This window comes from Helicobacter aurati (genome assembly GCF_003364265.1).
GTDB classification, from domain to species: domain Bacteria; phylum Campylobacterota; class Campylobacteria; order Campylobacterales; family Helicobacteraceae; genus Helicobacter_A; species Helicobacter_A aurati.
On record NZ_NXLW01000015.1, the window covers coordinates 1 to 18,826 of the forward strand.

14 protein-coding genes, 5 tRNA genes and 1 pseudogene are annotated in these 18,826 nt (G+C 34.6%); 5 read left to right on the plus strand and 15 right to left on the minus strand.

The features are described from left to right. Positions 1-1,166, minus strand: a 1,166-nt coding sequence (locus CQA66_RS07195) for a cache domain-containing protein (protein ID WP_342352829.1), incomplete at its 3' end; no start/stop codon positions are given. Between the two features lie 213 nt (positions 1,167-1,379). Between CQA66_RS07195 and CQA66_RS07200 the strand changes: the two genes are divergently transcribed. The 4 genes from CQA66_RS07200 to CQA66_RS07210 all read left to right on the plus strand — a co-directional run bounded on the left by CQA66_RS07200 (position 1,380) and on the right by CQA66_RS07210 (position 4,414). Beyond that, positions 1,380-2,135 (plus strand): transporter substrate-binding domain-containing protein, encoded by a 756-nt coding sequence (locus CQA66_RS07200; protein WP_104762187.1) that lies wholly within the window; start codon positions 1,380-1,382, stop codon positions 2,133-2,135. Between the two features lie 12 nt (positions 2,136-2,147). Then, the gene (locus tag CQA66_RS09180; protein WP_147289218.1) at positions 2,148-2,369 is read left to right on the plus strand and encodes a hypothetical protein; all 222 of its coding nucleotides are present in this window, start codon (positions 2,148-2,150) and stop codon (positions 2,367-2,369) included. Between the two features lie 18 nt (positions 2,370-2,387). Next, entirely contained in the window at positions 2,388-3,143 is a 756-nt protein-coding gene (locus CQA66_RS07205; protein ID WP_104762188.1) for a tetratricopeptide repeat protein, read from the plus strand. A gap of 218 nt (positions 3,144-3,361) precedes the next feature. Next, positions 3,362-4,414 carry an ABC transporter substrate-binding protein gene (locus CQA66_RS07210; protein WP_158656982.1) on the plus strand — a complete coding sequence of 351 codons (1,053 nt, stop codon included), beginning with the start codon at positions 3,362-3,364 and terminating at the stop codon, positions 4,412-4,414. A gap of 9 nt (positions 4,415-4,423) precedes the next feature. On the opposite strand, the gene pbpC is transcribed toward CQA66_RS07210, so the two are convergent. The 6 genes from pbpC to CQA66_RS07240 form a co-directional block, all read right to left on the minus strand. Continuing rightward, positions 4,424-6,838 carry a penicillin-binding protein 1C gene (pbpC, locus tag CQA66_RS07215; RefSeq protein ID WP_104762190.1) on the minus strand — a complete coding sequence of 805 codons (2,415 nt, stop codon included), beginning with the start codon at positions 6,836-6,838 and terminating at the stop codon, positions 4,424-4,426. Continuing rightward, positions 6,838-7,767 carry a DMT family transporter gene (locus CQA66_RS07220; protein ID WP_158656983.1) on the minus strand — a complete coding sequence of 310 codons (930 nt, stop codon included), beginning with the start codon at positions 7,765-7,767 and terminating at the stop codon, positions 6,838-6,840. The genes pbpC and CQA66_RS07220 overlap by 1 nt, the downstream gene beginning before the upstream one ends. A 69-nt stretch (positions 7,768-7,836) precedes the next feature. Beyond that, positions 7,837-9,594: an arginine--tRNA ligase gene (gene argS / locus CQA66_RS07225; protein ID WP_104762192.1), complete on the minus strand. Its 1,758-nt coding sequence runs from the start codon at positions 9,592-9,594 to the stop codon at positions 7,837-7,839. Then, a complete protein-coding gene (tatA, locus tag CQA66_RS07230) occupies positions 9,594-9,881 on the minus strand; it encodes a twin-arginine translocase TatA/TatE family subunit (protein ID WP_104762193.1) in 288 nt (95 codons plus the stop codon). Before tatA ends, argS begins: the two co-directional genes overlap by 1 nt. An 11-nt stretch (positions 9,882-9,892) precedes the next feature. Next, complete coding sequence (gene gmk / locus CQA66_RS07235) at positions 9,893-10,552, minus strand: guanylate kinase (RefSeq protein WP_104762194.1); 660 nt, start codon at positions 10,550-10,552, stop codon at positions 9,893-9,895. Between the two features lie 17 nt (positions 10,553-10,569). Beyond that, positions 10,570-13,722, minus strand: coding sequence for a midas domain-containing protein (locus CQA66_RS07240; protein ID WP_104762195.1), 3,153 nt, complete (start codon positions 13,720-13,722; stop codon positions 10,570-10,572). A 107-nt stretch (positions 13,723-13,829) separates the two neighbouring features. Here CQA66_RS07240 and CQA66_RS07245 point away from each other — a divergent pair, with 107 nt between their 5' ends. Beyond that, positions 13,830-14,414 carry a phospholipase D-like domain-containing protein gene (locus CQA66_RS07245; protein WP_104762196.1) on the plus strand — a complete coding sequence of 195 codons (585 nt, stop codon included), beginning with the start codon at positions 13,830-13,832 and terminating at the stop codon, positions 14,412-14,414. A gap of 52 nt (positions 14,415-14,466) precedes the next feature. Here the strand turns inward: CQA66_RS07245 and gmd are convergent, their stop codons facing one another. From gmd to CQA66_RS07285, 8 genes and pseudogenes are all read right to left on the minus strand, one after another. Further along, the gene (gene gmd, locus CQA66_RS07250; RefSeq protein WP_104762197.1) at positions 14,467-15,579 is read right to left on the minus strand and encodes a GDP-mannose 4,6-dehydratase; all 1,113 of its coding nucleotides are present in this window, start codon (positions 15,577-15,579) and stop codon (positions 14,467-14,469) included. A gap of 192 nt (positions 15,580-15,771) precedes the next feature. Next, positions 15,772-15,858 (minus strand) — tRNA-Ser (locus CQA66_RS07255). Between the two features lie 13 nt (positions 15,859-15,871). Further along, positions 15,872-15,946 (minus strand) — tRNA-Cys (locus tag CQA66_RS07260). 18 nt (positions 15,947-15,964) lie between these two features. Next, positions 15,965-16,050, minus strand: a tRNA-Leu gene (locus tag CQA66_RS07265). A gap of 17 nt (positions 16,051-16,067) precedes the next feature. Further along, positions 16,068-16,142, minus strand: a tRNA-Gly gene (locus CQA66_RS07270). Positions 16,143-16,182: 40 nt separating this feature from the next. After that, a tRNA-Leu gene (locus tag CQA66_RS07275) sits at positions 16,183-16,267 on the minus strand. A 413-nt stretch (positions 16,268-16,680) separates the two neighbouring features. Beyond that, positions 16,681-17,778 (minus strand): tyrosine-type recombinase/integrase, encoded by a 1,098-nt coding sequence (locus CQA66_RS07280; RefSeq protein WP_104762198.1) that lies wholly within the window; start codon positions 17,776-17,778, stop codon positions 16,681-16,683. A 33-nt stretch (positions 17,779-17,811) separates the two neighbouring features. Then, positions 17,812-18,585: pseudogene (locus CQA66_RS07285) on the minus strand (thiazole synthase). Between the last annotated feature and the right edge of the window lie 241 nt (positions 18,586-18,826).

Consider the following 18,826-nt stretch of genomic DNA (forward strand, 5'->3'; position numbering starts at 1 on the left):
GAAACTGCATGAGAATCTTGTTCTAGGCTCTTTTGTGTTTTTTCTATGTTGGCATTAATGGCTTCTGCCATATTGCCTAGTTCGTCATGGGAGTTGACTGGAACTAGGACAGGCGGTTGTTTGGTTTCATGATTGAGGTATTTGAAGAAACTAAAGAGAAGATTCTGAATAGTTTTAATGGGGGGTATAAAAAATCTAATCATAAAGAAAAGAATGCTCGAACCTATTGCAATAACAATAACAGAAAGGGCAAGAGTGCCCAAAAAATCTTCATGTATAATATCCGTATAGTCAGACTTTTTAGCTGCAACAACAATTGTCCAACCAAAAGGAAATTGTCTATAAAACCCTACCCTCTCGTTATGACTTGTATCAAAATAATTGATTGTACCCTCTGGAGATTTTTGCAAGCCTTCTCTCAAAGCACTTTCTTGCGGAAGTTCTGTTGCGCTATTTACTAGGCTTTTGTCTTTATGCGAAAATATTTTACCCTTACTGTCTGCAATATAAACATCAAGACTAGGCAACTCTTTACGCATAAAATGTTCAAATCTTTCTTGAAAACCACCTACAAACACATCAATAGCAACTATACCCATAAATTGCCCGCTTTGAGAAACAAGTGGAGCGGTTATGGTAGAAAGCATTCGTCCTTTATATAAACCAGATTCACTAACATAAGTAGGAGTAACAATACCGTCATTGCTATTATTGTTCAAGAAGTTATTTTTTGTCTGTACATAATAATCCGAATGCCTCAAATCTTTCTGCAATACATCATAACTGTTACTAAACTTATAATTGCTGTCATTAGTCAAATATTCTGTTAACGTGCTTCCATCGGATTCATAAATTACATAAACGGCAGGATAAGAAATAAGATTGGCAAGATCAAAAAGAACCCTACGTTGAGCAACAACATCGCTTCTGCCAATCTCCTCAAGCTTTTTGGCAATATTTGCCAAGTATAACTTCGCTTCGATATTCATAGTAATATTTATCGTAGTAAAAGATGCATCCAAAACACCTTTTTGAATACTTGCATAAAGACTGTATACATTACTAGAAATCTTTTTAAAGCTATAACTATTAATGGCACAAACAGTTATAATAAATACAATTAATATTCCGATGATTAATTTACTAGCAAGAGAAAACTTTTTCATTAACTTACTCCTTTATTGTGAGTTCCAAAGATTCAAATTGCGACAAGTATCCCACGCATTATGAAAACTCACTGATTGTAACAAAAAAAAAAAAACGTCTACACCAAGAAAAAATGCAAAATGTTTAATCGTAATTTAATGCTAGTAGATTATAAAAATTTTTATATTATAATTAAATAAATTACTTGACTTCACATCAGAAGAGGAACATTTATGGCTAAAATATTACAATTTTTTTGTTATATGCTTATTTTTTTATTCATATCTTGTGATTCTCAATCGCAAAAACAATCTACTACCGTCCTACGCATAGGATTGAATGCTGAATATCCACCCTTTGAATTTAAGCAAGATGATACAATCGTAGGCTTCGATATTGATTTACTAGAATCTATTAGTAAAAAAGTTGGATTCCAATATACATTGCATCACATGAGCTTTGATGGACTTATTCCAGCTCTCAAGGCGGGGAAAATCGATATGATTATGTCTGGTATGAGTGCCACGCCAGAACGTGCCAAGCAAATAGATTTCACGATCCCCTATTATGAAGGGCAGACGCTCTACCTTAAACATAAAGATAACGCAGGCTTGACAGACAAAGAGAGTATTAAGGGTAAACGTGTTGGCGTCTTTATAGGCACAGTACAAGAGCAAGCCATTAATAAAATAAAAGAAGAATATCATCTCACAGTAGTGCCTAGTGATAGTATTTTCGGTGCAATTATGAATCTTAAAAACAATAAAGTTGATGTTGTTGCGGCAGACCATGCAACAGCAAAGGGTTATATTCGAGAAAACAAGGAATTGGAAGGATTCTATCAAGAAGCAGATGGTAGTGCTGGATTATCCATTGCCTTTGATAAAGGAAAATATTCTGAACTATTAGAAAAAATCAATATTGCAATTGAGGAACTCAAACAAGAAGACGAATATAACAGAATCCTTCAAAAATACCAATTGCAGTAAAAAGAGTTTATGATGGTTTATCTATTTATCATTGTATTGGTGGCTATTGCGTATCTGCTACTATTAAAAAATCCACAATATAAATTTCCTCTATTTCACAATTCCCGTTCCAACAACAAACAAAACGAAATCCCTTTGACTCCTTGTGAAAAGTGTGGAATATATAGCGCGACTGAAAGCTGCTTTCAAAAAAAAGGTAAATACTACTGCCAACAATGCAAAGACTTATCCTAAATACCACTAGGAATAACGATGAAAATATTGCTCATTGTCTATTCAATAGTAACTTCCTTACTTAAATGCACGAGATTCCTTAAGCGATGTTCATACATCGGCTTACTCTTATATCTACTCTGCAATGGCATATATTCTAAGACTAGCCAATCTCAATTGGAGTATTCCTATGATTCACTGATTTCCATGCTACAAGAATGTACACAACAAAATAACAAAGCGTGTGAAGATTTACTGAATCTAGGGATTCCTAATCCGGAAAATTGCGATTCATTCACATGCAACATCATTGGCATTACATTAAGCTTCGCGAATAAAGAATCGCAAGCATTAGGCTATTTTAAAACAGCATGTAATGCTCGCTATATGGAAAGCTGCTTTGGATTAGCCCTAAGCTATGAGTCGTTAAAGGATTATCATAATGCAAAACTCATTTATCAATTAGCCTGTGAAAGAAATCACATAATAAGCTGTTATAACCTAGCAATGCTTTATCTACGTGATGATTTAGGAAAACAAGACTACATTGTTGCAAATACTCTTTTTCAAAAGGCATGCTCACGAATGTATGCGAAAGCATGCTTTAACAGAGCTGTCCTCTATAGTAATGGCAATGGTGTAAAAAAAGATTTAAGCTATGCAAAATTATATTTTGATAAAGCGTGCGATATGGGATTACAAGAATCATGCAAACATTTCAACACTCTTGACAAACAAGGAATCCAAATGCCAAAACCAAGAAAAGTAAGGGGATTCTATTTACAAGATTTTTAATCAACTTCATAATCACTAGCCAACTCTGCCTTTGTTTATTGTTCTTTCATTCTTGCAATAAACATTTGCTATTTCAAGATAATATAGATTCTGTAATTTACAACTAACATATCAAATAATAATAAATTAGATAATTATATTTTTTAATATATTAGCAAAACATTTATTTTATTCATTTATAATATCAAGTATTAGCAAATTTTTATATGGACTCTTCAATGGACAATACAGATTCCCCAAATACAATTAACATTCTATCGCGTAGAAATTTCTTAAGCCTTACATTGACGTTGCTATATGGAACACATAATTATCTCTATGCAAATGACAAAAATACACATCAAAAATCACAACACATCTCTGAATCCTCTGCAAATCTGCCATTCAAACAAGGTATAAAATGCGGTTTTCTCCCTATTACTGACCATCTGCTAATTATTGCTAGCACATTTTTCTCCCATCCAAAATATTACTTCGTGCCAATTAAATTTTCACAATGGGCAGACTTAGCGGAGGCACTACGTGCGGGTGCAATTGACATGGCATTCGTGCTTGCCCCTATTGGAATGGAATTGCGAGCGCAAAATGTCCCCATCAAACTCTTATTAAACTCCCATACAAATGGTTCATCGTTAAATGTACGTATTGATTCTGATGTAAGAAATCCTGCGGAATTACATAATAAAAAAATTGCTGTTCCCTCACGTTTTTCTTCACAATATTTTTTACTTGATAGAATCTTGCATAAACATGGATTAGATTTACACCAGATTCAAACAATTGATATGTCTCCTCCAGAAATGCAGGCTGCGCTCTATAATCGTGTGATTGATGCCTTTATAGTTGCTGAACCTTTTGGCGTTATTGCAAACCAACGTAATATCGCAAAAACTCTCCTTTATAGCAAGGATGTTTATCCAAACCACACCTGTTGCAATATTGTGGTACGTGATAATTTATTGGAAGATTCCATTGTTGCAGCAATAGCGCAATCCATGCAGCAAGCAAAAGAGGTATTGGAGCAAAATATACAGCACGCAATCAAGTTACAATCCTCTATTATGGGGCAAAACCCCTTAGCTATTCAAAAAGTTATCCAAAATAATCTTGTTTCATATCAGAATCTCTTGCCGAATAAAGTAGCCTTGCAAGAATTTAAAGAGTTTATCATACGAGAAAAACTCTCTAAAAATCTCGCACATTTAGATATTGGATCCTACCTCTTTGATATGCAGCCCTACATGAATTCCGATATAAAAATTAACAGCTAGGCAATCAAACTACTTTTCAATACTGAATCGCACATTTGCCGTACTACCATCAGCACCAATAATAGAAAGCTCATGAACACCTAAAGATAAATGTAGATTCTGTGTATTGCCTTGCAAAATCCCTAAATATTGTTTGTTGTGATACCAATGTACTTGCTGATTCTTGAGATTGGCGATGCGCACAATCATTTCTTTTGTTGAATCAATATCTTTTGGCTGAATAATCTTTAAATGATTAGTGGGATAGATAAATTTTAGCCACGCGTTCTCTTTTTGCTTTGTTGTGATAAACGTGGAAATATCAACATTTTGTGCACTATAATAATCAAGGACATTAGTTGGCAAAAAAAGTCTAATGGCTGGAATTGCACGGACAAAATCGTTGTCTATAGAATCTATCTCTCTTTGCAAACCTTTATCTAAATACACTTTTCTTAAGAAAGGCGAAACTCGCAGAGGCTTAGAATCTCTGGGCAATAAAGCCTTTAAAGATTCTATATGAAAATCATAAAATTCAGGATTATATCGGTATCCAGTCATTTTATCAAGCAAAACACTTTGCATAGAATCTTGCGGGATACTAAATTCTTGTTGCGTATCATTTAATTCACCCAATAATTCAAAAAGCAAACTTCCAGCACTTTCTACCCCAGAAAGATTCGCATTCCCCTCTCCTGTAAAATTGCCTACCCACACAACAAGTGTATATTTCGGTGAACTGCCCGCAGCCCAGGCGTCTTTTTTACCATAGCTCGTTCCACTTTTCCATGAAAATATCTTTTGTTCTTTATGAAAATTTTCAATACCACTTCGCGAGAGATTCTTTATCGCATCAAGGGTAAGATAGCTAGCCCCCCTACTTAAAAATCTCTTTGTAGCTTCTCTCTCTATGGGCAAACTATAATAAAAACGTCCAAATTCCCCACCATTAGCGATGCCCAGATAAATCTTCGCAATATCTTCTACACTCAACTCCTTTGTCCCTAATATCAATGATAAACCATAATGTGCGGGATTCCCATCACTAAAATGCAATATATCTTTCAATGTATAAAAGAAATTATCCATGCCATATTCCTGCAAAAGTCGCACAAAAGGAACATTAAGGGAAAGTATTAAAGCATTTCTAGCACTAATTACTCCGTAATGCTTATTTGAGGCATTCCTAGGATTGAAATTCGAAAAAAATAAAGGCACATCAATCAATAAAGATTCTGGTGCAATAAGTCCAGAATCTATACTTAATCCATAAAGTAGAGGCTTTAATAATGAACCCGGGCTACGTTTAGCTCGAATCCCATCAATTTGTCCATAATTATCAATATCAAGAAAATCTTGTGAACCAACATACGCTAAAACTTCTCTGCTCTTTGTATCAAGCAATAACGCGCAAAGATTCGTAATCCCCTTACGTGCAAGCTTTACTTGATATTGTTTAGCTTTTTCTTCAAAACGTGTTTGAATCTTTTTGTCTATCGTGGTTTGCAAGATAGCTTGTTGTCCATTATTCTCTTTAATGACACGTAAAGCAAGATGTTGTGCGACATTTTTATGGAATTTTGCAGCTTTTGGCAAAGGCTCTCTCAATGCCAAACGAAGTAAATCGGAATCTATTAATCCTTTTTCATGAAGTCTTTTCAAAAGAGCATCCCGTCTAGCTTGTAAAAGTGAACGATTTCTTGAAATATTTATTACACCAGGTTGATTTGGAAGAACTGCTAGGAGTGCAGATTGTGCCCAAGTCATATCATTTGGCAATCTGCCGAAGTATAAAAGTGAAGCCGTTTTAAAACCTACAATATTGCCGCCATAAGGTACGTTATTAAGATACATTGCGAGAATAGTATCCTTTGAATAGAGCGACTCTAAACGTAAGGCATGGATACTTTCTCGAAGTTTATTGCGAAAAGTTCGCGGATTAGATTCTAGAATCTTAATGACTTGCATAGTGATTGTGCTAGCTCCAGCCATTTTACTACGTGTCATATTGTTTTTTATAGTCCTTAATACAGCAAGTATATCTATACCATGATGATTATAGAATCGCTTATCTTCATAAAGTAATACCGATTCTTTAAGCTTGCTAGGAATTGTGTCCTCACTATTGAGATGCCATTGCTGTTGATTGTTTAGAAAGATACTTAGTATTTCTTTATTTCTATCTAATACGGTTTTACTATAAAAAGGGAAAAAAGGATCTATATTGGAATTTTTTTCAAATTCTCGAGTATAGCCTGATAGTTTGACGCTATACAAAAAAGGGTCAAAGCTGAAGTACTCATATAACGTTGCCAACATTAGTACAAAGGACACGCTGCTTAAAATACATAAATATAGTCTCTTCGTATTTACTTGCAATAACCTGCGATAAACTACACAAAAACCATTAAAAAACTGCCTTACTATCGCCAATAATCGTAACATTATGGATATTTTTTCTGTATTGATGATTGACGAATTTTACGTAAATCACTAAGAAGTGCGGGCATGGCGATAAGCAAACCAGAGAGAATAATAAGTGTGATACCAACTGATGTAAGAAGATTGGGCAGTGTATCTCCCAACATGAAACCTAGAAAAATACTAAAAACAATACGAGAATAATCAATAGGTGCTACAATTCCGACAGGCGCATTAATATATGCTTTATTCAAAAAATGTTGTCCCAACGTACCGCTAGCCCCCATACAGACAATAAGAAACCATTCCCAAAGATTTGGCACAGTAAATCCACCTATTCCATCAAATGGTAAAAACATCCCGCAAATTCCTAAAAAAGCATTTCCTACACCAAAAGCTAATATCAAAAAAACATTGTCAAAATATGGTTTCAAAGTTCGCAACGTTACAAAAGCCACCGCCATACTTACGCCGCTAAAAATTCCTACAAGCACATTAATCCAACTGATGCCATTAAAATCAGGATTACTAATCAACAATATCCCTACAAATCCAAGAAGAGTTGCTAGAACAGTAGCAATGCTTACCCTTTCTTTAAGAAATAATACCCCCATAATTACAGCATAAATAGGCACACTCTGTGCAAAAGCAGTAGCCGTGCCAAGAGGAATGGTAGCAATATTGTAAAAAATAGACATCATCGCCAAACCACCCATAAACACACGTATAGTTAACTTACCCCAGCCCCCTTTCTTTTTTTTCTTAGGAAATTTATGTTGAGAATAGTTATAACCGTAAAAAACAAGAACGATAAGAACCATAACAAACGAACGGAAAAAAACAATTTCCATAGAAGGTAGGTGATTCGAAAGCATTTTAGCAAAAGCCATCATAAGGGCAAATCCAAATGATGAAGTAACCATAAATACAATGCCATTTGTAATATTACTCATTTGCATACCCCTTTTATATTCGCACATAGGCGACATTTACAATGAGTCACACTCAAATATCTATGATAATTACATCTTTGTTTTAATAGTTATACCCAATAAAGAAAATCCCGTGCTAAAACTCAATGACACAAGCATAAAAACTTTTAAAATTTGCGCTTCAAAAGGCGTTTGCAAGATTCTATATGCATTATAAAAAGCATGTAATTGCTTAGCAAGATTCTTAAGATATTCACAAATCTTATGCAATGCGTGTTCTTCATAACTTTGACGTACAACATACGAAAAACTTAAAGCACTAACTATAAGATTTGCTAGCTCCTCTTTAAGTGAAGACTGCCCTTGAGAATCCAAAGTCGTGGCTACATTATGCAAAGATGCGGAGAGAATCTGCCTTTTGCTAAAAGTGGATTTCTCTAGTAAGGTATGGATTCTTGCATTTGCATAATTAATATAAAAAACAGGGTTTGAAGAATCTTGTTTATTTAAAATATCAACATCAAATTCCAAATGAGTGTCCAAACTTTTACTCAAAAAAATAAACTTTAAACTGTCTGCCCCTATCTCATTAACAATATCCTCCATCAGAATAAAATTTCCTGCTCTTTTGCTCATTTTATAAGGCAGTCCAGCTTGTAGCAAACTAACCATTTGCACTAGCAAAACTTCTAGCTTACCAGAGTCGTAATTCATAAATTCAATACTTGCTTTAATTCTTGCAATATAGCCATGATGATCGGCACCCCAAATATTGATATAAGAATCAAAACCACGTTCAAATTTATCTTTATGGTAAACAATATCCCCAGCCATATAAGTTGGTTCACCATTTTCACGTACCAATACTCTGTCTTTCGCATCTCCCTTGAGGCTTGATTTTAACCAAATAGCACCTTGTTTTCTATATAAAGCAGAATTATTTTCTAGAATTGCAAGAGTGTCTTGCCATTTAGAGTATAGGCTTTTCTCGCTGACAAAATTTTGAAAAAAGATACCTACATTATTAAGATTGGATTGTATCTCTTTGAGCATCATGTCCTTTGCAAATAAACCAAGATTCTGACTAATAGAATGAAAATCTTTACAAAAATATTGCTTCCCGAAATATGAAATAGCTTCCTGCGCAACTCTATCTATATACTCACCCTTATATACCTCACCTTCTTGTGCAGCAAGGTTAAGAATATTTGCGGCAGCATTAAACACGGATAAAGCAAGCATATCTATTTGACTTCCGGCATCATTTACATAATATTCGCTTATGATTTCATATCCCAAATGCTGCCCTATTCGTTGCAAGGCGTTTCCAAAGATAGCACCTCTAGCATGCCCAATATGCAATGGACCCGTAGGATTAGCACTTACATACTCAAGCAAAGCCTTATGATTCTTACTTGCTTCTCTACCAAAGTCTTGTGGTAAAGCAAGGGACGTATTAATCATGTATTCAAAAAACTCAAAAGAGAGTTTAAAGTTTAAATATCCACCAAGTGAGGTAACTTCTTCAAAAATAAGAATGGGATTCCCATGCAAATATCCACCCAATAAAGAGGTTTCTTTAGAATCTGCAACACGGCTAATATACTCTTCTTGTGTTTTTTCTCTAAGAAAAACAGCTATATCATTAGCAATATCTTGAGGGTTTCTGTGTATCTTTTTTGCAAAAACAAAACTTATAGTAGTTGCAAAATGTCCGTGTTGTCTATCTTTTGGGTAACCCAATGGAACATCTTGGATATGCCCTATGTTCTTATATAAAGTAGAAACGTTTGTCTGTACAAATTGATTAATACATTCAATAAGAATTGCTTTCACTTTGTAATACATTACACTTTTTCACTTTTTTGAGTATAGTTTGTATCTGCAATCTTGCTTTTAGATTCTATTACTTGTGCCTCTATAATCTCTGGTTTGCCCTCTTCTTTCTTTACATGTGTTTGCGTAACATTTTCCTCTGGTTGTGGTTTTTTCTCATCATCAGATTCGATCTCTTTTTTAAACGTACGAATCCCACTACCCAATCCTTTAGCTAATTCTGGAATCTTTTTAGCACCAAACAAAAGAACGATAACCAATAATACAACTAACCAATGCCAAATACTCATAGTACCCATACAGCACTCCTTTATAAATAATATTTCGCTAACAATTCCCGTATCTTATCTGTATGATTCAATAAAGCAATGCTTTTAGCGATATGCAAAATCGCTTCTTTTGAATCTTCTATCTTATCATTAATTAGCAAATAATCAAATGTACTAGCCTCTTTTAACTCTTGCATTGCATTCTGCAATCGCTTTTGTATCGACTCCATAGAATCTGTGTGCCTTTGTAATAATCTCAACCGTAAGGTTTCTAAATCCTGCGTTGCAATAAAGACAGATTTCGCTTTGGGATAATATTTCTTAATACTATTATGCCCTTTTACATCAACATCACAGATAATAAAACAATTATTAAGAATTGCTTCTTCAAATTGAGATAAGCCTGTTCCATACAAATTACCATGAACCTGTTCATATTCAAGAAAGTTGCCCAACTCTATATTAAGCTTAAATTCTTCTTGAGACATGAAAAAATATTCACGACCATGCTGCTCACCTTGTCTTATATTTCTTGTTGTCGTAGAAATAGAAAAATAAAGATTATCAATATGTTGCTGTAAAAATTGAGTTAAAGTGCTTTTGCCGGCACCTGATGGACCAGAAATAATCATTATTGTATAGGGTAATTGAACGGAATCAAGAGGTTTTTGTCTTGATAAAGCAGAAAAAGATTGTGGCATAGTTTTTCTCCATAAGATTATTTATGGGAATCCTCAAAATGCACAGTAAAGCTTATGTTTGCTCCTTTAAGTATTTCCTGAATCTTTTCTTTGGGAGCTTCACGTAGAAAATCTATAAAAGAATTACCATCCATTTGCTTCACATCAGCTATATCCGTAGTCGCGTATTTAGAGTGAGGACTCATTTCATTAATGGCAACGGATAAATCCTCTTTATTTAACGTCTGAGCATTAGTAGGCTCTTCTTCTCTAGTATCTAGGTTTGTCTCTTCTATATCTAGCACATCTGATTCTTGATTACTAGATTCACTATGGTTGTCATCACTCTCTTGTTGCGCAATAGAATCTATCTCATCAATCTTATCCTCAACAAAACTAGCATTTGATACAGAATCATCAGAATTGGATTGCTCTAAAACCTCCTGATTGTGTTCTTCCTTGTCAGCAAGCAATTCCTCGTCTTCACTGAATTGTAAATCAGCTAGCTCGTTATCCTGTGTTTCTTGCCGCTCACTATTTATAGGATCATCACCAAATACCAATTCTTGCTCGCCCAAAGCCTTAGCGACAGCAGACTCGCTAAGCTTTTCAATGCTCTCTTCATCCAAAGAGGCGTTATCTTGAGTTACAGGAGTAGTTACATCAATCTGATTAGAAGAAACATCTGAAATAGTTTGATAGTCGTCAGTGCCTTTATCTTGTTGAAGTGCTAAATCTTCAAGTGCATTGTCTTGCGCAGAATCTTCTATGTGTTCTTTGGATACGCCGGTATCTTTTAATAAGTTATTAACCTCGTCTAAAGTATCTTCATCAAAAATCTTACTTGCGCCACTTTCATTTATTTGCAAATTATCTGAATCCGATAGGCTAGATTCTTGCTTGATAGAATCTTCAGCTGGTTTGTCATCTTCGTTGTTACCCTCCAAAACATCTTGCAATTCTAATGAATCTATCTCATGAGTATCAGACTCGTTACTGGATATTTCTTTATCTTGTTGAATCTCCTCATCTGATTGTAACAACAATTCATTGTCTAGCTGCAATTCATCTTGTTGTGTGGGAGATTCCTGCACGGACATATCCTCTTCGTCAAATAATATAGAGTCTTCTTTATTGTGCTCAATAGAAATATTATCATCTTCAAAATCTACTATATCCGATTCTATAAGCGGTTCAGATTTTTGACTGTCTGCAAATGCAATATCTTGTGCATCTATATCGCTATTTGTTGGGCTAGTGTCTTCCTTTAAAATATTTTCGGATAACATAACATCTTCTGCTTGAAGCAGATCTTCTGTCGAAATATCTTCCATTAATTCATTGACTTCTTGAGAATCCTTGGTCTCTGTCTGGGTTTCTAAATTTTCTGTTGCTAAGTCTTCTAATGCCAAATCTTCAATATCTGTTGCATCATATTTGCTAGCATCATCAACACTATTTTCTTCAGAGAATATGTCATCTGTGCTTTCCAAATCTGTGGCTTCTATCGTGTCCTCGGTTTCTAAATTATCTACCTCCAAAATGTCATCTATTGCAATATCGCTACTGTTAGAAATAGACATCTCATCCTCTATCGCGTTATCTTGCGTACTTGAATCTGCGCTCACTAACTCATCAAAGGCTTCTGGCTGTGCAGTTGAATATTCGTTTAATGTTTCTTCTTGATTATCTTTATCATAAGATTCTAAGTCAGTATTAATATCTTCAGTAACATTTGGTTCAATGGATTGTGCTTGTTCATTGGGGGCACTCATTGCAAGTTCTTCTCCCAAAGGAGAATCTTCGGACGTCTTATTGTCTGCTTGTTGCGTGTCCAAATTGTCAATATCATGAAAAGCCGCATTCAATGCCGCACTTAGATCATCAAAAGCAGTATCTAGAGAATTTGATTGTGTAGAATCTACATCATTAGTTTTTTCGTCGACATTATCCATATTATGATTTGTAGCAGTATCTATTTTGTGGGTATCTTCCGCTACCTGTATTTCATCGCCTTCTTTTTTATCATTTAATGTTTCCGCTTCATTTGCAGGTATAGTAATACTCTCCAAAGATTGCGACTCGTTAGAATGCAAATCAGAATCTTGTATGGATTCTGTTACATTCAACTCATCAAATGGAGTGGATGTTACACCATCATTGTTTTGTATATCTTGCTTAGATTGTTCTTGTGATTGCAAATCTTCAGCTTCTTGAATCGAGGACTCTTCTTGCATTTGTGATTCTAAAAATTGTTTAGGACTTGGCTGCAACATACCTCTCTCATCATCACTCAAAATCAAATCATCAGAAACTTCTTCTGCATTTTTCAATGCCTCTTCATCAAGAGTAGAATCAGATTCAAGTAAATCTAATGGTTTTTCCATTCCTGCAGCTTTGAGTGCCGACGAATCAACAAGAGCATCTAAATCAAAATTAGCTAAATCAAGGGGGCTAGTATCTTCTGTATTTGGTTTCAAATCACTCAAATCGCTACTAAAATCTATTTTTGTGTTGCTGTCTTCAACAGTAATATCTTCAGTAGAAGATTCAACTGTATCATCGGCGGAAGTACTTTGGATATCATTTTCACTTTGTGGTGCATTGCTATTGTTTTCGACGGCATTAGCATTGTTCTCATCGGTTTGTGTGTCTGGATTAGATTCGCTATCTACATCTTCTAATACAGAAAAATCAAGACTGTCTAAATCCACATCAAGCCCATCTCCCTCTTTGGACTCTTTATCTACAATCGCTTGTGCTTCATCATCAACCGATTGTAAAGAAGAAACATCTTCGGCTTGAGGCGGTTCGATGCTGCTAACATCTAAATCTATTGCAGAATCTACATCAAATACATTGGTTTCGCCTTCTTTTGGCAAACATTGGTTAAGAATCTCTAAAATATCAGTAGGAAGAAATGGTTTTTGAATAGCAATGTTAAAATCATTCTTATTAACTTGGCTTTTTCGACCAAAAAGCAGGCAAACTTTGATATGGTTTTGCAAAGACATAAGGTTATTAAGATTTTTTTTTACATTTTCATCATCTACAATGATACAAATAAAATCCTTAAAACTAAAACCAGCAGGAATAATTGCAAGATTCTCGACTTCTAAATTTAGTTTTTTACTTGCTACATCTACAAGTTTTTTAATCACAGGATTCTGATTAATAAGTAGTACTTTCATTATGCCTTCTCGTTGAAAAATCTTAGCTTTTAGCCAAGAATCTTGATAAAATATTCATATAATATTATAATACAAAAAAATTAATTTCTATTGGAATAGGGAATTTAATGCAAAAAAACATAAAAACCTTAGTGCGTTCATGCAAAATACCAACCCTTTGTTTGTTATTCGCGGCATTTTTAACCATTGGCTCTACAAATGCTGCTTCAATCACAGAGAAACTTTATATTATGCCCTATGAGCAGCAAGAAGCAATTAAAGACTTGGTACATTCTATTATGCGCGCCAAGACAAATATTGACATAGCGATTTATAGTTTCACTAATAGAGAAATTGCTAAAGCACTACGAGAGGCAAATAATAAAGGAGTAAAAATCAACATTATCTATGACTTTGGACAAAAAAAGACAGAAAATAGTACTATTGGATATTTAGAAAAATTTGCAAATATTCACACATGTTTATTAGAAGGGAAAACTGCTAAAAATGGAAAATATAATGGAATTATGCACCAAAAAATGATTATTATTGATAATGAATTGATTGGTTTAGGTAGTGCGAATTGGAGCAAAAATGCTTTCGAAAACAATTATGAAACATTGTATTTTACAGATTCTAGTGAAATTATTGCCAAAGCTTCTAAATACTTTCAGGATATGTTAAGGAAATGTAAACCATTCATGCAATACTAGAAATAACCCTATTTTTATTTCTAATGATAATAACGCTCCTCTCGCTCTCTGATTATTCAAAATACTTCATGATATGAAACCCGCCATCTCGAATATACTTTTCTTTTTTCATAAGTTCCATATCGCTTTTCATCATATCTTTTATTAAACCTTGCAAATCATGTTTGGGCTTCCAACCAAGGATTCTTTGCGCTTTACTTGAATCACCTAATAATAATTCAACTTCTGTAGGGCGAAAATATCGCGAATCCACCGCTACCACCTCTTTGCCTAGAGGTAATTTCAAATCACCTTTACATTTACGAACAATCGCTCTTTCATTAATACCTTCACCATTAAATTCAATCTCTATACCTACTTCTTCAAAACTTAGTCGGACAAATTCACGTACCTCTGTAGTAACACCTGTCGCGATAACAAAATCATCTGGTTTATCCTGTTGCAAAATAAGATACATAGCTTCCACATAATCTTTTGCATGTCCCCAATCCCTTTTAGCAGAAAGATTCCCTAAATATAATTTATCTTGCAATCCCAATACGATTCTACTTACAGCGCGTGTAATCTTACGTGTTACAAATGTTTCACCGCGAATAGGGCTTTCATGATTAAAAAGAATTCCGTTACTTGCAAAAATATTATAGGCTTCTCGGTAATTTACCGTAATCCAATAAGCATAAAGCTTTGCACAAGCATAAGGGGAACGTGGATAAAATGGTGTTTGTTCATTTTGGGGTATTGATTGCACTAAACCATAAAGTTCGCTTGTGGAAGCTTGATAAATTTTACATGTTTGTTGTAAGCCCAAGATTCTTAATGCTTCCAATAAACGCAAAGTGCCTATTCCATCTGCATTGGCTGTATATTCTGGGGATTCAAAACTGACAGCTACATGACTCATGGCGGCAAGATTATATATCTCGTGTGGTTGCGTTTCCTGTATGATTCGAATAAGATTTGTAGAATCCGTTAAATCACCATAATGTAAGAAGAAATTACGGTTACTTATATGAGGATCTTGATATAAATGATCGATTCTATCCGTATTAAAAAGTGATGATCTACGTTTAATACCATGCACCTCGTAACCAATATTTAGTAAGAATTCAGTCAAATAGGCTCCATCTTGCCCCGTTACCCCGGTAATCAATGCAACTTTTTTCATTATACGTACCTTAAATATTCAAATATATCAACTTATTTTATTGGTGAATACGTCAAAGTAACAATATCCTCTAACTGACGCGATTCATTTCATTAAAAAGGAATAGCGTAAATTATAACCTACAATTATGTAACTAAATTCAATCAATAGCAGATAAGAAAAGATAAGGAAGATAAAGAAGTTCAACATAACTGGCCGAGAGAGAGGGATTCGAACCCCCGGAGGTTTTGCCTCAACGGTTTTCAAGACCGCCGCTTTCGACCACTCAGCCATCTCTCGCAAAACTATAATATGGAGGCGACACTCGGAATCGAACCGAGGAATCAGAGCTTTGCAGGCTCGTGCCTTACCGCTTGGCTATGTCGCCTTAATCTTAAGGAAATGGTGGTGCCCAAGACCGGACTTGAACCGGTACGAACTAGGTTCGAGGGATTTTAAGTCCCTTGTGTCTACCATTTCCACCACCTGGGCAACAAAAACTATTAAAATGGAGCGGGAAACGGGGATCGAACCCGCGGCCCCAACCTTGGCAAGGTTGTGCTCTACCACTGAGCTATTCCCGCATTACAAAAAATATCCAATCAATTCATCATAGAAACAATCTGGTGCGGAAGAGAGGACTTGAACCTCCATACCTTGCGGTGCTAGATCCTAAGTCTAGTGCGTCTGCCAGTTTCGCCACTTCCGCTAAATAATACAAAGCTGTATTCTACATAAAATAGCCTTAATTTAACTTTAAATCTATTGATTCAAAGTTAAATTTTTAGCAAATTGCAAAAATAATCTAAAATTCATACTCCCTGACATCTTTCATATAATTACCAAATCAACCTCTAAATGAATACAAGCAATTTGTAAAATAAGGACTTCATATAATAATTATTGCTAGTATTATGAATTATTTTGCACTCTGCGTGCCAACCCGACCAACAAGCAATCCTAAATTGTGTGTTATAACCCCAAAGAGATTCCAATATTAATATTATAAGCCTATAAATTATTGAATTAAATAACGTTTTACATTCATATTGCTTCATATTATTGCCAATAATATGCCCATATAAATTTCTAGCTCAAAAATTTACTTTTTGCCATAGAGGCTTAACTATTTCCCTTAAAATCCGCCATAATATTAGCGGTATGCTTTAGCTTTTCATTATCAAAGTGAGTGTATATGCGACTTGTTTCAACACTACTATGCCCTAGACTCTCTTGGACTAATACTAAATCTTTACTCCGACTATAAAGCAAAGTAGCAAAACTATGACGTAATAAATGTGCACCATTTTTTGCCTTACGAATACCTGCACTTAACAAAAGATTTTCAATAATTACATAGATATAAGATTGCGCAGGAACGTTAGACTTTCTATTAACGAATAGAGGCATATCGTCCGTAACATTAGGAAACTTTTTACGCAATTCAATCCACGAATCGTAATATTTGGAAATCAAACTTGCTTGGACAAAAACTATTCTCATTTTATTGCCCTTGCCACGTAGTCGCAAACGATAATAGCCGCTTTCTAAAGAAACATCTTTATAACCAATCTCAAGAATTTCGCTTACTCTTGCGCCACTATAAATAATCATAAGAATAATGAGTTGATTACGTAGTCTTACTAATGAGTTAACATGTTTCTGTTTAATATCATAACGTCTTAAAACTTCTAAGAATCTTTCAATTTCTTCTGCAGTTAAAAATTCTGGTAAATCCTGTTTAATTTGCGCATGAGAACCGATAAGCTCCATAGAATAAATGTGAGAGGCACCATTTTCAACCTCATTATTTTTTTGCACGAACTCAAAAAAATTCGTTAAAGTAAATTGATAGTTGCGAATAGTCGCATTGCTAAGGTTGGCAGTGTAAATACTCAAAAATTCCTGCACGTTGTTAATTTCTATTTCTCGCATATCAGCAAACCCAGCTTTAATACAATATTCATAAAACGTTAATAAAGGATTAGCATAGGTATTGATTCCCAATAAGCCAATTTGTCTAGCTTTTTTACAAATTTTACGGATATCATCAATGGAATTACGTCCGCCACTTTGAATATCTTGTACAACTTCAGCAAATTTGCTCTTATCTTTCACGCGATGTGCAGTAAGATTCATAAACTTTGCATAAAAAAACCGCTCTAGCCAAAATCTAAGAGAAACATCAAAGCCATTTTCACTATTTAATGGATATGCCATATCTCAATCCTTTAACTGTCAACTTCGCAATATCTAAAGTGCCGGCATATAATCTAAAGGCGAACTAGCAGTAGCGAAAGGTTTTTTGGCAATACGTCCCGCCTCATAACTTAATCTACCTGCTTCCACAGCAAGTTTCATTGCTCGTGCCATTTTAACAGGGTCGCTAGCTTGTGCAATAGCCGTATTGGTCAATACACCATCAGCACCTAACTCCATGGCAATATTTGCATCACTAGCGCAACCTACACCAGCATCCACAATAACAGGGATCGTAACTGCCTCTTTAATAAATATGATATTGTATTTATTCTGAATTCCGAGCCCACTTCCAATAGGAGCAGCCAAAGGCATCACAGCACTTGCGCCGTTATCTTCTAACTTCTTTGCCATGATAGGATCATCATTAGTATAAACAAGGACTTTGAATCCAGATTTTGCAAGAATTTTTGTTGCTTCTAGCGTCTCCATTACGTCAGGATATAGGGTTTTTTGTGTATCGCCAATAATCTCAAGCTTGACAAAATCAATACCCGTACCTTCACGTACTAATTAAAAAAGAGCTACCGCCTCTCTAGCGGTTGTGCAGCCCGCTGAATTAGGTAAAAATGAAATATTTGTTCCTTTAAAGTAATCTAAAAGATTTTCAGTATTATTATTAAGAATATTAATTCTTCTAACCGCCACCGTTATCATTTCTGCTCCACTTGCCAAAGTGGCTTCTTTTGTTATTTGAAAATTTTTGTATTTTCCACTACCGACAATTAAACGAGAAGTGAAACTTTTATTTGCAATAGTTAGTGACATTCTTTATCCAACTCCCTAAATATTTTAATATCTTAATAAGTATAGCCCAAAAATTAGATAAATGTACAAATGCCTCAAAACAAAAAAAAAAAAAACGCTTACTATATTGTCATTGCTTAATTATGACTTAACTATTTCACTTTTATAGTATATAAAAAGCTTATTTTATAACTTCATAAATACAAAATTTTGATACTTTTTAAAAAAAATTGACAAATAAATATGAAATTAATCCCATAAT

Bases quoted from the DNA above. Each gene is read 5' to 3' on its own strand.
- CQA66_RS07280 (WP_104762198.1), bottom strand. From the start codon at position 17,778: ATGGCATATCCATTAAATAGTGAAAATGGCTTTGATGTTTCTCTTAGA.
- CQA66_RS07200 (WP_104762187.1), top strand. From the start codon at position 1,380: ATGGCTAAAATATTACAATTTTTTTGTTATATGCTTATTTTTTTATTC.
- CQA66_RS07240 (WP_104762195.1), bottom strand. From the start codon at position 13,722: ATGAAAGTACTACTTATTAATCAGAATCCTGTGATTAAAAAACTTGTA.
- CQA66_RS09180 (WP_147289218.1), top strand. From the start codon at position 2,148: ATGGTTTATCTATTTATCATTGTATTGGTGGCTATTGCGTATCTGCTA.
- CQA66_RS07245 (WP_104762196.1), top strand. From the start codon at position 13,830: ATGCAAAAAAACATAAAAACCTTAGTGCGTTCATGCAAAATACCAACC.
- CQA66_RS07210 (WP_158656982.1), top strand. From the start codon at position 3,362: ATGGACAATACAGATTCCCCAAATACAATTAACATTCTATCGCGTAGA.
- gmd (WP_104762197.1), bottom strand. From the start codon at position 15,579: ATGAAAAAAGTTGCATTGATTACCGGGGTAACGGGGCAAGATGGAGCC.
- CQA66_RS07205 (WP_104762188.1), top strand. From the start codon at position 2,388: ATGAAAATATTGCTCATTGTCTATTCAATAGTAACTTCCTTACTTAAA.
- argS (WP_104762192.1), bottom strand. From the start codon at position 9,594: ATGTATTACAAAGTGAAAGCAATTCTTATTGAATGTATTAATCAATTT.
- pbpC (WP_104762190.1), bottom strand. From the start codon at position 6,838: ATGTTACGATTATTGGCGATAGTAAGGCAGTTTTTTAATGGTTTTTGT.
- tatA (WP_104762193.1), bottom strand. From the start codon at position 9,881: ATGGGTACTATGAGTATTTGGCATTGGTTAGTTGTATTATTGGTTATC.
- gmk (WP_104762194.1), bottom strand. From the start codon at position 10,552: ATGCCACAATCTTTTTCTGCTTTATCAAGACAAAAACCTCTTGATTCC.
- CQA66_RS07220 (WP_158656983.1), bottom strand. From the start codon at position 7,767: ATGAGTAATATTACAAATGGCATTGTATTTATGGTTACTTCATCATTT.